Annotated in this window: 14 protein-coding genes; 5 read left to right on the top strand and 9 right to left on the bottom strand. The window is 71.4% G+C overall.

The window, feature by feature from the left end; translation table 11 throughout:
• Window position 1: 1 nt before the first annotated feature.
• The 6 genes from mdcE to EHF44_RS20445 all read right to left on the bottom strand — a co-directional run bounded on the left by mdcE (window position 2) and on the right by EHF44_RS20445 (window position 5572).
• Entirely contained in the window at window positions 2-820 is an 819-nt protein-coding gene (mdcE, locus tag EHF44_RS20470; protein ID WP_124685554.1) for a biotin-independent malonate decarboxylase subunit gamma, read from the bottom strand.
• Window positions 817-1671 (bottom strand): biotin-independent malonate decarboxylase subunit beta, encoded by an 855-nt coding sequence (locus EHF44_RS20465; protein ID WP_124685553.1) that lies wholly within the window; start codon window positions 1669-1671, stop codon window positions 817-819. The genes mdcE and EHF44_RS20465 overlap by 4 nt, the downstream gene beginning before the upstream one ends.
• Window positions 1668-1976, bottom strand: coding sequence for a malonate decarboxylase subunit delta (locus EHF44_RS20460; RefSeq protein WP_124685552.1), 309 nt, complete (start codon window positions 1974-1976; stop codon window positions 1668-1670). The genes EHF44_RS20465 and EHF44_RS20460 overlap by 4 nt, the downstream gene beginning before the upstream one ends.
• Window positions 1976-2860, bottom strand: coding sequence for a triphosphoribosyl-dephospho-CoA synthase (locus EHF44_RS20455; protein ID WP_437340353.1), 885 nt, complete (start codon window positions 2858-2860; stop codon window positions 1976-1978). The genes EHF44_RS20460 and EHF44_RS20455 overlap by 1 nt, the downstream gene beginning before the upstream one ends.
• 2 nt (window positions 2861-2862) lie before the next feature.
• On the bottom strand, window positions 2863-4521 hold the full coding sequence (gene mdcA / locus EHF44_RS20450; protein WP_124685550.1) for a malonate decarboxylase subunit alpha: 1659 nt from the start codon (window positions 4519-4521) through the stop codon (window positions 2863-2865).
• A gap of 130 nt (window positions 4522-4651) precedes the next feature.
• Window positions 4652-5572, bottom strand: coding sequence for a LysR family transcriptional regulator (locus tag EHF44_RS20445; RefSeq protein WP_124685549.1), 921 nt, complete (start codon window positions 5570-5572; stop codon window positions 4652-4654).
• 222 nt (window positions 5573-5794) lie between these two features.
• On the opposite strand from EHF44_RS20445, the gene EHF44_RS20440 reads away from it, so the two are divergent.
• The 5 genes from EHF44_RS20440 (at window position 5795) to EHF44_RS20420 (ending at window position 9567) form a co-directional block, all read left to right on the top strand.
• Entirely contained in the window at window positions 5795-6088 is a 294-nt protein-coding gene (locus EHF44_RS20440) for an EF-hand domain-containing protein (RefSeq protein ID WP_124685548.1), read from the top strand.
• A gap of 36 nt (window positions 6089-6124) precedes the next feature.
• Window positions 6125-6838 (top strand): response regulator, encoded by a 714-nt coding sequence (locus EHF44_RS20435; RefSeq protein ID WP_124685547.1) that lies wholly within the window; start codon window positions 6125-6127, stop codon window positions 6836-6838.
• Window positions 6838-8145: an ATP-binding protein gene (locus EHF44_RS20430; RefSeq protein WP_124685546.1), complete on the top strand. Its 1308-nt coding sequence runs from the start codon at window positions 6838-6840 to the stop codon at window positions 8143-8145. The genes EHF44_RS20435 and EHF44_RS20430 overlap by 1 nt, the downstream gene beginning before the upstream one ends.
• A gap of 116 nt (window positions 8146-8261) precedes the next feature.
• Entirely contained in the window at window positions 8262-9029 is a 768-nt protein-coding gene (locus tag EHF44_RS20425) for a DUF4410 domain-containing protein (protein WP_124685545.1), read from the top strand.
• 97 nt (window positions 9030-9126) lie between these two features.
• On the top strand, window positions 9127-9567 hold the full coding sequence (locus EHF44_RS20420) for a MarR family winged helix-turn-helix transcriptional regulator (protein WP_124685544.1): 441 nt from the start codon (window positions 9127-9129) through the stop codon (window positions 9565-9567).
• A gap of 15 nt (window positions 9568-9582) precedes the next feature.
• Here EHF44_RS20420 and EHF44_RS20415 read toward each other — a convergent pair whose 3' ends face one another.
• The 3 genes from EHF44_RS20415 to EHF44_RS29065 form a co-directional block, all read right to left on the bottom strand.
• Entirely contained in the window at window positions 9583-10833 is a 1251-nt protein-coding gene (locus EHF44_RS20415) for a YbfB/YjiJ family MFS transporter (protein WP_124685543.1), read from the bottom strand.
• Window positions 10834-10923: 90 nt separating this feature from the next.
• Window positions 10924-11517: a TetR/AcrR family transcriptional regulator gene (locus tag EHF44_RS20410; protein WP_124685542.1), complete on the bottom strand. Its 594-nt coding sequence runs from the start codon at window positions 11515-11517 to the stop codon at window positions 10924-10926.
• A gap of 114 nt (window positions 11518-11631) precedes the next feature.
• Window positions 11632-12141, bottom strand: coding sequence for an ATP-binding cassette domain-containing protein (locus EHF44_RS29065; protein ID WP_437340352.1), 510 nt, complete (start codon window positions 12139-12141; stop codon window positions 11632-11634).
• Window positions 12142-12230 lie beyond the last annotated feature (89 nt).

The following is a 12230-nucleotide window of genomic DNA, read 5'->3' as shown; positions in this document are numbered from 1 at the left end:
GTCAGCCGTGCCACTGGCTGGCAAGGGCCTCCCGCGCGCGGCGCGTGGCGCCACGGTTCTCGCCATGCAGGCGGCTGCGCAGGTCACGGTGCGGATCGGCATCGATATCGTCCAGGGCTTCCTGCAGATGGCGGCGGACCGTGGCCAGGTCGCCGGCCGATGGCGTGGCGGCCGGCTGCACGGGAATCGTGCGCCAGAGCAGCCCCAGCGTGGCGTAGTTGTCGAGGTCATAGGCCATCGGCGGCACGGTGGCCGCGAATGCTTCCAGATCCTCCACGCTGCGCAGCGTGATGCGCGCGGCGGCTTCCTTGCCCATCGCGTGCACCTGCACGGCGGGGTCGTGCAGCGCGAGGATGCGGTTGGCCTGGTAGCCGTGCGCCAGGAACGCGCCCGACATGGCCTTGCCGACCAGCAGCGCGATCACCGGATGCCCCTGCAGCCGGGCCGTCGCGTAGGCCGCGGCGGCGCTGGCCAGCGCCTGGTGGATGCCGAACGCTTCTTCGCGCCGGCCGTAGGCCTGGCTGGGCGTGTCGACCACGGCGACGATGGCGCGCTTGACCGGCCGGTCGCGGTCCGCGTCCACCACGTCATGCACGGCGCGCGCCAGCGACCAGCCTTCCAGCAGCCCCACCTCGCCCTGGCGGGCGCGCGGGAACGGGCTGGCGGCGTCTGGCACCACGGCGATCAGGCGCGCGGCGCGGCCGGCGATCTCGGTATCGGCCACCTGCACCGACGGCGGATAGCCGGGCAGCCGGGGGGCGGCGCCGGCCAGCGCGGCCAGCCACGCCGCGCCACGGCTGGGCAGATGCGGTTCGCTCATTGTCGTTCTCCATAGAGCCGGCGCACGGTGGCCGGATCGGGCTGATGCACGGCGTCGGCCGCGGCGTAGGCGGCCATCCGTTGCAGGTAGCGGTCGTAGTCGTCGCTGCGCGCGGCCGGCGTGGCCGGGGCCGCAACCAGTTCGGCCACGGTGTCGCGGATGACGGCCGCGTCGTCGTCGACGTAGCGGTCGGCCAGCCCCGTGGCAAAGCGCTGCTCGCCGCCGGTCAGGCCCCAGATGAAGGGGCGGTCGCGCGAATCGTATTCGCCGATGCCGGCTTCCTGCTCGATCACGGCCGGGCCGTTCAGGCCCAGGCGCGCCTCGCGCGTCACCACCAGCGCGCCGCACAGGCCGGCCGCGATCGACATGCCGCCAAAGCAGCCCACCTGTCCGGCAATCACGCCGATCACGGGCTGGTAGCGGCGCAGGTCGACAATGCCGGCGTGGATCTCGGCAATCGCGGCCAGGCCCAGGTTGGCCTCCTGCAGCCGCACGCCGCCGGTCTCGAACAGGATGACCGCGCGCATCGGCACGCCGCGCCGGTTGTCCTCGGCGGCCAGCTCCAGCGCGCCGGCAATCTTGGCGCCGCCCACTTCGCCCAGGCTGCCGCCCTGGAACGCGCCCTCGATGGCCATGACCACCGTGGGCAGTCCGTCGACCGTGCCCTTGGCCACGATCACGCCATCGTCGCCCTGCGGCACCACGCCCTGGCGTTCCAGCCACGGCGAGGTCAGGCCGTCGAACGGGCCGGCCAGTTCGCGGAAGCTGCCGGGGTCCAGCAGCGCGCGGGCGCGCTCGCGGGCGCCCATCTCGACAAAGCTCTCGCGGGAAAGCAGCGTGGCGCGGGTCATGTCGGCTCCTTGCTGTCCAGGGCCTCGAACGCCTCGGCCAGCCGCATGCCCACCACGCCCGGCGTGGCGCCGAAGTCGTGGATGCGGATCTTCATCGCCGCGCGCGGCTCGGCGCTGAAGACGCGGGTGAGCTGGGCGTCCCAGACGCGCGCGTAGCCGTTGACCGACGTGGTGACGTCGATCAGCGTCTTGCCCGCGTCGCCGGGCTCGATGATGACCTCCAGGTCGCCGGACCCCACCACGCCCACCAGCACGCGGCGTGATGCCGGGTTGCCGGCGGCGTATTCGAAACGGAGCTGTTCCATCAGATGTCTCCAGATTGCACGGCTGGAAGCCGGTCAAGGAATAGGGTGGCGGCCAGCAGGTCGGCCGCACCGCCGGGCGATGCCTGCCGCGCCTGCATCGTGGCTTCCAGGTCGTGCAGCCGGCGCCGGCCCGCCAGCGTGCCGATGCCGCCGACTTCCAGCACCGCCTCGGCACCGGCCTGCACGTCGTCCAGCCCGGCCCGGCCCGCGCGGGCCAGCACGCAGGTGTCGTCGAGCCGCGCCATGATGGCCAGCAGCGCGTTGACCTGCGCCGTGGGCTCGGCGTCGCCGCGCGCGCGGGCATCGCGCAGCGCCGGCAGGCCGATGCCCGTCACGTGCGGAAAGCCGGCCTCGGCCTGCTCGCGCGCGCCGCCCACGCCGTACGCCGCGCAGGCCAACTCGCCCTTGTTGCCGGTCTGGGCGGGGCGATGCCGGTCAGGCAGCCGCGCGATCACGGCGGCCATCTGCACCACGGCCTTGGCGTGCAGCCGCGCGCCATCGGTCTTGCCCAGCCAGCCGGCCGCGCCGGCCAGCAGGCCCAGCGCCCAGATGGCGCCGCGATGGGTGTTGACGCCGCCCGTGGCGCGCAGCATCGCCGCCTCGGCGTCGCGGCCCAGCGCGCCCAGCCGTTCGCGCAGCGTCACGTCGATACGGGGCGCCTGCCGGCCTGCGCGCGCCATCGCGGCAAAGCCGTCGCGCAGGCTGCGCGCGGAGGCCAGCATCAGCGGCAGCGTCATGTCGGCGTGGGCGCCGTTGCCGCGCGCATCCACCAGCCCCGGCTTGGGCGCCAGCGTGGCTTCGTCGACGAGTACCGCCACGGCAAGGTCGCCCAGCGCCTCGGCCATGCCGTGCGCCACGGGCGGGCGCGCTGCCAGGGTCGCCATCATCACCAGCTCCTGAAGCGTGCGGGCGGGTTGTAGAGGCCGCCCGACCATTCGACCAGGTCCGCCATGCTGCGCGCGGCCAGCAATGACCGCGTGGCCTGGGCGCGATGCACGCCAAGGTCCTCGGGCAGGGCAATCAGCCCGTCGCTGCGCATCTGGCGCGTGGTGGCCGGGTCGTGCTTCATGCCGATCGGCGTCACGCCGGCCACGGCGGCAATCATGCGGCGGCGCTCTTCCAGCGAGCGCGCCTTGTACAGGTAGGCGATGCCTTCCTCGGTCAGCACGTGGGTGACGTCGTCGCCGTAGATCATGACCGGTGCCAGCGGCATGCCGCTGTCGCGCGCCACCTGCACGGCGTCCATCGATTCGACGAAGGTCGGCTTGCCGCCGGCCTGGAACGTTTCCACCATCTGCACCACGAGCTTGCGGCCGCGGGCCAGCGGGTCGTCGGTCTCGATCAGGTCCAGCCAGGCCGGCGTGGCATGGCGGCGGCCGCCGGGGTTGTGGCCCATGTTCGGCGCGCCGCCAAAGCCGGACAGGCGCCCGCGCGTGACCGTCGACGAATGGCCGTCGCCGTCGATCTGCAGCGTGGAGCCGATGAACAGGTCCACCGCGTACTGGCCGGCCAACTGGCAGAACGCGCGGTTGGAGCGCATGCTGCCGTCGGCGCCGGTGAAGAACACGTCGGGCCGCGCCGCCACGTAGTCTTCCATGCCCAGTTCGCTGCCAAAGCTGTGCACGCTTTCCACCCAGCCGGACTCGATGGCCGGGATCAGCGTGGGGTGCGGGTTCAGCGTCCAGTACTTGCAGATCTTGCCCTTCAGGCCAAGCTGCTCGCCGTAGGTGGGCAGGATCAGCTCGATGGCCGCCGTGTTGAAGCCGATGCCGTGGTTCAGCGACTGCACGTTGTGGCGCTCGTAGATGCCGCGGATCGCCATCATCGCCATCAGGATGTGCACGGGCTTGATGAGCCGGGGGTCGCGCGTGAACAGCGGCTCGCAGAAGAACGGCTTGTCGGACTGCACGACGTAGTCGATCCAGGACCCCGGAATGTCCACGCGCGGCAGGTCGGCCGGGTCGTCGACGATCTCGTTGACCTGCGCGATCACGATGCCGTCGCGGAACGCCGCGGCCTCCACCAGCGCCGGGGAATCCTCGGTGCTGGGGCCGGTGTACAGGTTGCCGTGGCGGTCGGCCTTGTAGCCGGCCGTCAGCACGATGTGCGGCGTCAGGTCCACGTACAGCCGCGAGTACAGCTCGATGTAGGTGTGGATGGCGCCCACTTCCAGCAGGCCGTCTTCCAGGAACTGCGAGATCCGCACGCTCTGGGCGCCGGCGTACGCGAAGTCGAGCTTGCGGGCGATGCCGCGCTCGAACAGGTCCAGGTGTTCCACCCGGCTCACGCTCGGGATGATCATGTGCAGGTCGTGCACGCGCGCCGGGTCGGTCTCGGCCAGCGCGCGGGACAGGAAGTCGGCCTGCTTCTGGTTGTTGCCCTCCAGCACCACGCGGTCGCCCGGGGCGGTGATCGTCTCCAGGAAGCGGACGATGTCTGCCGTGGGCACCACCTTGCCCGTGGCGATCTGTGCGCCCAGGGCCTGGCGGCGCAGCTTCTCGGTGCGGCGCGTGTCCCATTGTCGTTCCGGTATCGGGTTCAGCATGACATCTCCGGTGTGCTGCGGTCGTTACCGGAAAGATAGGCCAGGCCGGCCGGGCGGAACAATCAACGTCGGCGACGGATCGTTACGGCCGGCGTAAATGTGATGGCGGCGGCGCTGGGCGCGGCGCTCGTCAGGCGGGCTTGCCGGCCGGCGTCAGCATGCGGCAGACGGCCGCCAGCGCCAGCAGGTTCGGGTCGCGCTCGCGGCGGCGCAGAAACGACAGGCCGATGGTCTGCTTCATGCCGTAGTCGGCCGTCAGCGGCACGAACGCCACGTTGCGCGCGAATACGTCGCGCACCCGGCCCGGCAGCAGCGAGTAGCCGATGCCGCCGCCCACGAGGTTCATCAGCGAGAAGATGTCGCCCACCTTCATCACCACGTTGGGCGTGAAATCGGCAATGCGGAACGCCTCGGCAAAGCCGCTTGACGTCACGAAGCCGTCGCCCAGCGACACGAACGGCTCGTCGCGGCACTGGCGCAGGTCGATGGCGTCCAGCCGGGCGTACGGGGAATCGGCCGGGGTGGCAAAGAAGATGTCGTCCTCGAACATCGGAATGGACTCGATCTCGGCGCTGGGCTCGGGCATGCCCATCAGCGTGGCGTCGATGGTGCCCTGGCGCAGCTTGTCCAGCAGGTCGGCGTTGGAGCCCAGCACCAGCTCGGTCTGCAGCTCCGGGCGGCGCATCTTGATGCCGATCACCACCTGCGGCACGGTGCGGATGGTCAGCGAGTAGAGCGAGCCGATCTTGAGCTGGTCGGCCGAATAGCCGGCCGCCTCGCGCGTGACGCGCACGCCGTCGGCCATGGTCTTGAGTACGTCGCGCGCCACGTCGGCCAGCACGTGGGCGGCCTCGGTGGGCAGCAGGTTGCGGCCCTCGTGGCGGAACAGCGCGCAGCGCAGCCCCTCTTCCAGCGAATGCAGCGCCCGGTGCACGCTGACCGTGCTGATCTCCAGCGTCTCGGCGGCCTTGGCCAGGTTGCCGGTCTCCATGAAGGCGAGCAGCGCTTCGAGTTTGCGGAAGGTGATGTCTTCGCTGATGCGTTCGGGCATGGGGGCGGCGGCCGGAGGGTGCGGGACAGGCCACGATGATCGCACACCGGCGCCGCGCGTGGCGGCCATTTGTGTCGCCGCATGTCACCGGCCCGGCGTGACATGCCGTGACATGGTTTGCAGGGCGACAACGCGGGGCGGGCCGCCTAGAGTTCAGCCCGTCGATTCCCAACCCGCCGCCCAGGCATGGCGCCCGCGTCGGCAACCCAACGGAGTGTCACCATGAAGAAGATGATCGCAGTCATGATCTTGTGTATTGTTTCGGCAGGCGCCAGCGCGCAGGGCCTGATGGGCGGCGGCGACCGCATGGCGCGTACCGAGCAGGTGCTGTCGCAGTTGCAGGCGCGCTTTGCCAGTGCCAACGCCACGCACGACGGCCGGCTGACGCGGACGCAGGCCCAGGCCGGCATGCCGATGGTGGCGAAGCACTTCGACGAGATCGACACGCACCACGCCGGCTTTGTCACGCTGCCGCAGGTGGAGGCGTTCCTGGCGCAGCGCATGCGGCAGCGCTGAGGCCGCGCCGGCAAGAACAAGAACCGGAGACACGCCATGGAGCAGGGACACCGGATCATCGTGCTGGACGACGAGGCGGAGCTGCGCAACATGCTGCAGCGCTTTCTGACGGGCCACGGCTTTCAAGTGCGCGCCGTGGCCGACGGCAAGCAACTGAACCGCTACCTGCAGCGCGAGCCGTACGACCTGCTGGTGCTGGACCTGATGATGGAACCCGAGGACGGCCTGACGATCTGCCGCCGGCTGCGCGCCGAGGGCCAGACGCTGCCGATCCTGATGCTGACGGCCAAGGGCGAGCCGGCCGACCGCGTGGTCGGCCTGGACACCGGCGCCGACGACTACCTGGCCAAGCCGTTCCTGCCCGACGAACTGGTGGCGCGCATCCGCGCGCTGCTGCGGCGCCAGAAGATCGCGGCGGGCGATCCCACCGTCACCAGCCAGACGCTGAGCTTTGGCGAATTCCGCTTCGACGTGGGCAAGCAGACGCTCACGCGCGCCGGCGAGCCGGTGGCGGTGCATTCGGCCCAGATGCTGCTGCTGCACGCGCTGGGGTCGTCGCCCAACCGCGCGGTCAGCCGCGAGAACCTGCTGGCCCGCGCGCGCGGCCGCGACCACGACGCGCTGGACCGCAGCATCGACGTGCAGATCCTGCGGTTGCGCCAGATCGTGGAGGAAGACCCGTCCAGGCCGCGCTTCATCAAGACGGTCTGGGGCGTGGGCTACATGCTGGTGGCGGGCGTGGACGCGTGATGCGGCGCCTGCTGCCCCGCACGCTGCTGGCCCGCAGCATCGGGCTGCTGGTGATCCTGGTGGTCGTCACGCAGGCGTGTTCCCTGTTCGTGCTGCTGCATTACGTTCAGCGCCCGCGCGTGGAGCGCGCCGCCACGGTGTTCTCGCAGTACATCGCCATGATGGATCGGGCGCTGCACGACATGGCGCCCGCCGAGGGCCGCGCCGCGCTGGCCCGCATCGGCGGGCAGGCCGATCCGCCGCCCCACGACCCGCCCGGCGCCGACATGGCGCATCCGTTCCGTACCTGGCAGCGCGACGTCTTCATGCAGGCGCTGCGGCGGCACCTGGACCGCGATACCGACGTGCGCTGGCAGAGCGGCGGCGACGAGGAGAAGATCTGGATCCAGGTGCATGCTGCCGGCCATCCGGCCTGGATCGGCCTGCCGATGACGGCCGACGCGCAGGCCAGCGGCATCACGGCGGCCATTGCGCTGTCGGCGGCGCTGGCCACGCTGGCGGCGCTGACCGGCTACCTGCTGCAGCGCCACATCAACCGCCCGCTGCGCGATCTGGCGCAGGCGGCGCGCGAGATTCACGCTGGCGCGCTGCCCGCCCCGCTGCCCACCAGCGGGCCCACCGAGATTGCCGAGGTCAGCCGCGCCTTCAACGACATGACCGATGCGCTGCGCCAGGCCGAGACCACGCGCGCGCTGATGCTGGCGGGCGTCTCGCACGACATCCGCACGCCGCTCACCAAGCTGCGGCTGGCCATGGCGATGGCGCTGCCGCGCGGCACCGACGACGCTTTCGTGGGGTCCGTCGAGGGCTATCTCGATCACATCGACACGATCCTCCAGCAGTTCATGGACTACGCGGGCAGTGGCGAGAAAGAGGTGCCGCAGCCGGGCGACCTGAACGCGCTGGTCAGCCAGCTCGCGGCCGATTTCGCCGGGCTCGGCCATGAGTTCGCGCTGGAGCTGGGGCCGCTGCGGCCCGTGGCGTACCGCCCCACGAGCATGCTGCGGATGCTGATGAACCTGATGCAGAACGCGGTGAAGTACGGCAAGACCGGCCTGCTGGTGCGCACGTGGCAGGACGACGCCCGCGCCCATGTGGCGATCTGCGACCGTGGCACCGGCATCGGCGTGGCTGAGCTGGAGCGGCTGCGCGAGCCATTCAGCCGGGGCAGCAACACGCAGGGCGAAGGCGGCACCGGGCTTGGGCTGGCCATCGTCGACCGCATCGCGCGGCTGCACGGCGGCGCGCTGACGTTCCACGCGCGCGAGGGCGGCGGGCTGGCCGTGGTGGTGTCGCTGCCGGCGTGACATGGATTGACATAGTTCCTGGCTGGCTTGTGGCGCGGCTTCGTCCAATACTGGGTCTGCCCGGCACCGATGTCCGGTGCCACCCGAACCGGCAACTACCCAGCAAGGAATCCATCATGACCCACGTGCTCCACACCCTTTCCCGGCGCGCCAGCCACCTCGCCGTAGCCGCCGTGGCCGCCACCACGCTGCTGATGGCCGGCGGCGCATCGGCCGCGACGATGATCGCCGAGGCATCGGTCCCGGCATCGGTCGCCCCGGTGCGGCCGGACGTGGTCTACGTGCGCGGCTTCGACGCCGACGCGCGGCAGGTGAAGGTCGACGACACGATGGTCCACCGGCTCAAGGCGATGGCCACGGGCGACAACGCCGGCAGCGAGTCGACGCAGGCCGCCGACACCGCGCGCAACGCCACGGCCGACGAGATCGTCAAGCAACTCCAGGCCCGGGGCCTGCACGCGGTGCGCCTGGACGGCTTGGTGCCGGCCGACGCCAACGCGGTGATCGTCGAGGGCCGCTTCGACCGGATCGACGAAGGCATGCAGCGCCGCCGCACGCTGATCGGGCTGGGTGCTGGCCAGAGCGACGTGTCGGCGTCGGTGCAGGTGCTGTACCAGCCGGCCAACGCCGCCGCCGTGCCGCTGGCGCTGTTCGACACCCATGCCGACAGCGGCCACATGCCCGGCATCGCCGAAGTGGCCGGCGTGGGCGCCGCCGCCAGCCACGTGGCGCTATCGGCCGCGTCCGGCGTGGGCGTGCATGGCGCCACCGAACTCAAGCGCGACAGCGTGCAGGCCGAGGCGCGGCGCGTGGGCGATGCGGTGGCCACCCAGGTGCTGGCCGTGCTGGGCCAGGCGCCGGCCGCAGGTGCCGCGCGGCTCTGAAACCCGCGCCCCGGCAGGCAAAAGGGACGCCCCGGCGTCCCTTTCCTTTTCCTGATCGCTCAGATACATTGGCGTCTCGTGATCTGTCTGAAATGCCGTGAAACACTACACACGCGAAAATTTCCAGCTTACGCAAAGTGTTGGCTTTCACCTGAACCGGGCGCGCAACGGCCTGCTGATGGAGATGGATGCCGCGCTGCGCCCGCTGGACATCACCGCCCAGCAGATGGGCATCCTGCTGTCGCTGCTGCGCGGGGTGGCCAGCACCCCGCTGGAGGTCAGCCGGCTGCTCGGCATCGACACGGGCCTGATGACGCGGATGCTGGACAAGCTGGAAAACAAGGGCCTGCTCAAGCGCGAGCGCAGCGAGGACGACCGGCGCGTGATCCACCTGATCCTGTCGCCCAAGGGCAGGGCGGTGGCCGCCCAGGTGCCCGAGATCGCGCCCGAGGTGCTGAACCACCGGCTGCGCAATTTCTCCGTCGACGAATTCAACGAGTTCATGCGGCTGCTGCGCAAGTTCGCGGACGGCGAGTAGGCCGTCCGCACGCGGTCAGGCTGCCGGGGCGGGCTTGCGCACGGTGAAGTCGGCCGCGAACGCCACCGCCATCGCCACCGCGCCGCAGGCAAAGATCAGCGCGTGGTTCTCGTGGGTGTGCGAGAACAGCCAGGCGTAGCCATAGCCGCCCACGGCCTGGAACAGCGCGAACGACGCGGTGGCGCGGCTCCACGCGGCGCGTTGCGCCACGGGGTCGTGCGGCAGCAGTTCCTGCACGCGGCCGAGCACCATCGGCACGATGCCGGTGGTGCAGGCGCCCAGCACCAGCGTGGCCGTCCAGAGCGCGGCCGGCGCATGGCACAGCGCCAGCATCGCGGCGGCCAGCCCCTGCAGCGCCATCGCGATGCGGTAGCCGTTGCGATAGCCAAGGCGCGGCCCGATCCAGCCGGTCAGCAGCGGCCCCGCAATGGCGGCCACGCCGTACAGCACCCAGTAACGCGCGCCCACCGCCGCACCCTGGCCCAGCCCGCGCGCGACGAAATCCACGAGCAATACCATCGCCGGCACCAGCCCGAGCGCGTTGGCCGCGTACTGCACGTAGATCACGCGCAGCGCGTGGCGCTGGCCGGACAGCGCGCCGTCCGCCGCATGGTGTCCGGCCGCGGTGGCGGCGGGCATGGCCGGCGGCGTATCGGCGGCGAACCAGCCCGTCCAGCTCAGCGCGGTGAGCACCAGCGCGACGGCGCCGAGCCCGAACCACGTGGCGCGCAGGCCGAGCGTAAGCAGCTCCGGCACCAGCGTGCCCGACGCGGCAATGCCGAGCCCCAGCCCCAGGAAGATCATCCCGCTGACCAGCCCGCGCCGGCCCGGGGCGATGTGCGGCAGGATGGCCGTGGCCACCAGCACCATGATCGCGCCGCCCGACAGCCCCGACAGGAAGCGCCAGACGAAGAACCACCCCACCGACACCGGGAACGCGCACGCAAAGAACGCGGCGGTGGCCGCGACCATCAGCCAGCGCAGCGCGTGGCGGTTCGACAGCCGCGCGGCCAGCGGCCGGCCCAGCAGCGCACCAGCCAGGTAGCCGGCAAAGTTGGCCGCGCCCAGCGCGACCGTATCGGCGGCGCTGAACCAGTGGGCCTGGATCAGCGACGGTATCAGCGGGGTATAGGCAAAGCGGGCCAGGCCGATGGCGACAAGGCTGGCGCACAGGCCCGCAAATGCGGCGTGCAGGGCGCGGGCGTCGAGCGTGCGGCCATCGGGCACGGGTGGATGGGAAGCGGTGGCGGGGGCATCGGCGGACATGGGGTTCCTTCGGCTGGGTCGGGACGAGTGCCCGCGCCACGTGGCGGGTGGCCGCGCGGGACGTGCACGTCGGGATAGGGGGAGTGGAGGCTAGCGGGCCGGCAGGCCCAGCGACGCCAGCGCGGGCCGCACCGCCGCCTCCAGCAGCGCGCGGTCCGGCATCACGCGCGACAGCACGCGCATGCCCACCTGCAGCGACAGCAGCATCGCGGCCGCCTCGTCGGGGTCATGGCCGGGCGCGATGGTGCCGTCGGCCTGCGCGCCGCGCACGGCGCGGGCAAAGAAGTCGCGCAGCAGCGACAGCTCCTGCGCCACGGCGGCCTGGAGTTCGGGATCGTCGTTCGAGGCTTCCAGCGCCGTGTTGATCAGCATGCAGCCCCGGTTCGGCAGCTCGGTGGCGCCGCGCTCGACGCTTTCGGCAAAGAACTGCACCAGCGCCTGCGCCGGCGCGAAACCGGCCTCGATGCGCGCGATGCGCTCGCGCAGCGTGCGGTTCAGGTAGTCGTCCAGCGCCTGCAGGAAGAGCTGGCGCTTGTCGCCGAACGCGTTGTACAGGCTGGGCTGGGTCAGGCCCATCGCCTGCGTCAGCTCGCGCGTGGACGTGGCGTGGTAGCCCTTGGCCCAGAAGGTGTGCTGGGCGGCCGACAGCGCGGCGTCGGCGTCGAATTGGCGGGGTCGTGCCATCGCATCCCTCGTTTTGTATCGATCAGTATGAAACCGTGGAAGCGATTATAGATCGCTCGATACAAAACGCAAGGCGGAGGCAGTGACCCCGCCGGCGGCAGGGGCAAGGCAGGGTCAGCCGCCGATGGCCACCTGCCGCGCGGCCACGTTGCGCGCCAGCGCCGCGTCGTGCGTGACCAGCATCAGCGCGCAGCCGCGTTCGGCCGCGGCCTCGACCATCAGGTCGATCACCTCGCGCTGCGTGAGCGGGTCCAGCCGCGACGTGGGCTCGTCGGCAAACAGGAAGACCGGGTCGACCAGCAGCGCACGCAGCAGCGCAAACCGCTGCAGCTCGCCGCCGGACATGGCCGTCGGCCGCCGCTCCAGCAGCGCCGGGCGCAGGTGCATGCGCGCCATCAGCGGTGCGATCCGGCTGGGCGGCATGCGGTGGCGCGCGCACAGGTCGTGCAGCGCGCGGCCCATCGTGCGCGCCGGCGCAAAGGCCGAGGCGGGGTCCTGGTACAGCTTCTGGAAGCGCTCGCGCGCCACCTGCGGCGCGCGGCGCACGGTGCCGGCATCGGCGGGCAGCAGGCCGAGCAGCACGTTGCCCAGCGTCGACTTGCCGCTGCCGCTCGGGCCCGTCACGGCCAGCCGCTCGCCGGCGCGCAGCGTCAGGTCGATCTGCCGGAACAGCGGCCGCCCGCCAAGCTGCTTGGCGAGGCCGCTGGCGTGCA

It is taken from the genome of Cupriavidus pauculus, from assembly GCF_003854935.1.
In the GTDB taxonomy this organism is placed as follows: Bacteria; Pseudomonadota; Gammaproteobacteria; order Burkholderiales; family Burkholderiaceae; genus Cupriavidus; species Cupriavidus pauculus_C.
Note: the sequence above shows the minus strand (reverse complement) of the source record. Positions and strands in the feature narration are given on the sequence as shown.

Bases quoted from the DNA above. Each gene is read 5' to 3' on its own strand.
- EHF44_RS20425 (WP_124685545.1), top strand. From the start codon at position 8,262: ATGACCCACGTGCTCCACACCCTTTCCCGGCGCGCCAGCCACCTCGCC.
- EHF44_RS20430 (WP_124685546.1), top strand. From the start codon at position 6,838: ATGCGGCGCCTGCTGCCCCGCACGCTGCTGGCCCGCAGCATCGGGCTG.
- EHF44_RS20455 (WP_437340353.1), bottom strand. From the start codon at position 2,860: ATGGCGACCCTGGCAGCGCGCCCGCCCGTGGCGCACGGCATGGCCGAG.
- EHF44_RS20440 (WP_124685548.1), top strand. From the start codon at position 5,795: ATGAAGAAGATGATCGCAGTCATGATCTTGTGTATTGTTTCGGCAGGC.
- mdcA (WP_124685550.1), bottom strand. From the start codon at position 4,521: ATGCTGAACCCGATACCGGAACGACAATGGGACACGCGCCGCACCGAG.
- EHF44_RS20460 (WP_124685552.1), bottom strand. From the start codon at position 1,976: ATGGAACAGCTCCGTTTCGAATACGCCGCCGGCAACCCGGCATCACGC.
- EHF44_RS20410 (WP_124685542.1), bottom strand. From the start codon at position 11,517: ATGGCACGACCCCGCCAATTCGACGCCGACGCCGCGCTGTCGGCCGCC.
- mdcE (WP_124685554.1), bottom strand. From the start codon at position 820: ATGAGCGAACCGCATCTGCCCAGCCGTGGCGCGGCGTGGCTGGCCGCG.
- EHF44_RS20465 (WP_124685553.1), bottom strand. From the start codon at position 1,671: ATGACCCGCGCCACGCTGCTTTCCCGCGAGAGCTTTGTCGAGATGGGC.
- EHF44_RS20435 (WP_124685547.1), top strand. From the start codon at position 6,125: ATGGAGCAGGGACACCGGATCATCGTGCTGGACGACGAGGCGGAGCTG.
- EHF44_RS20415 (WP_124685543.1), bottom strand. From the start codon at position 10,833: ATGTCCGCCGATGCCCCCGCCACCGCTTCCCATCCACCCGTGCCCGAT.
- EHF44_RS20445 (WP_124685549.1), bottom strand. From the start codon at position 5,572: ATGCCCGAACGCATCAGCGAAGACATCACCTTCCGCAAACTCGAAGCG.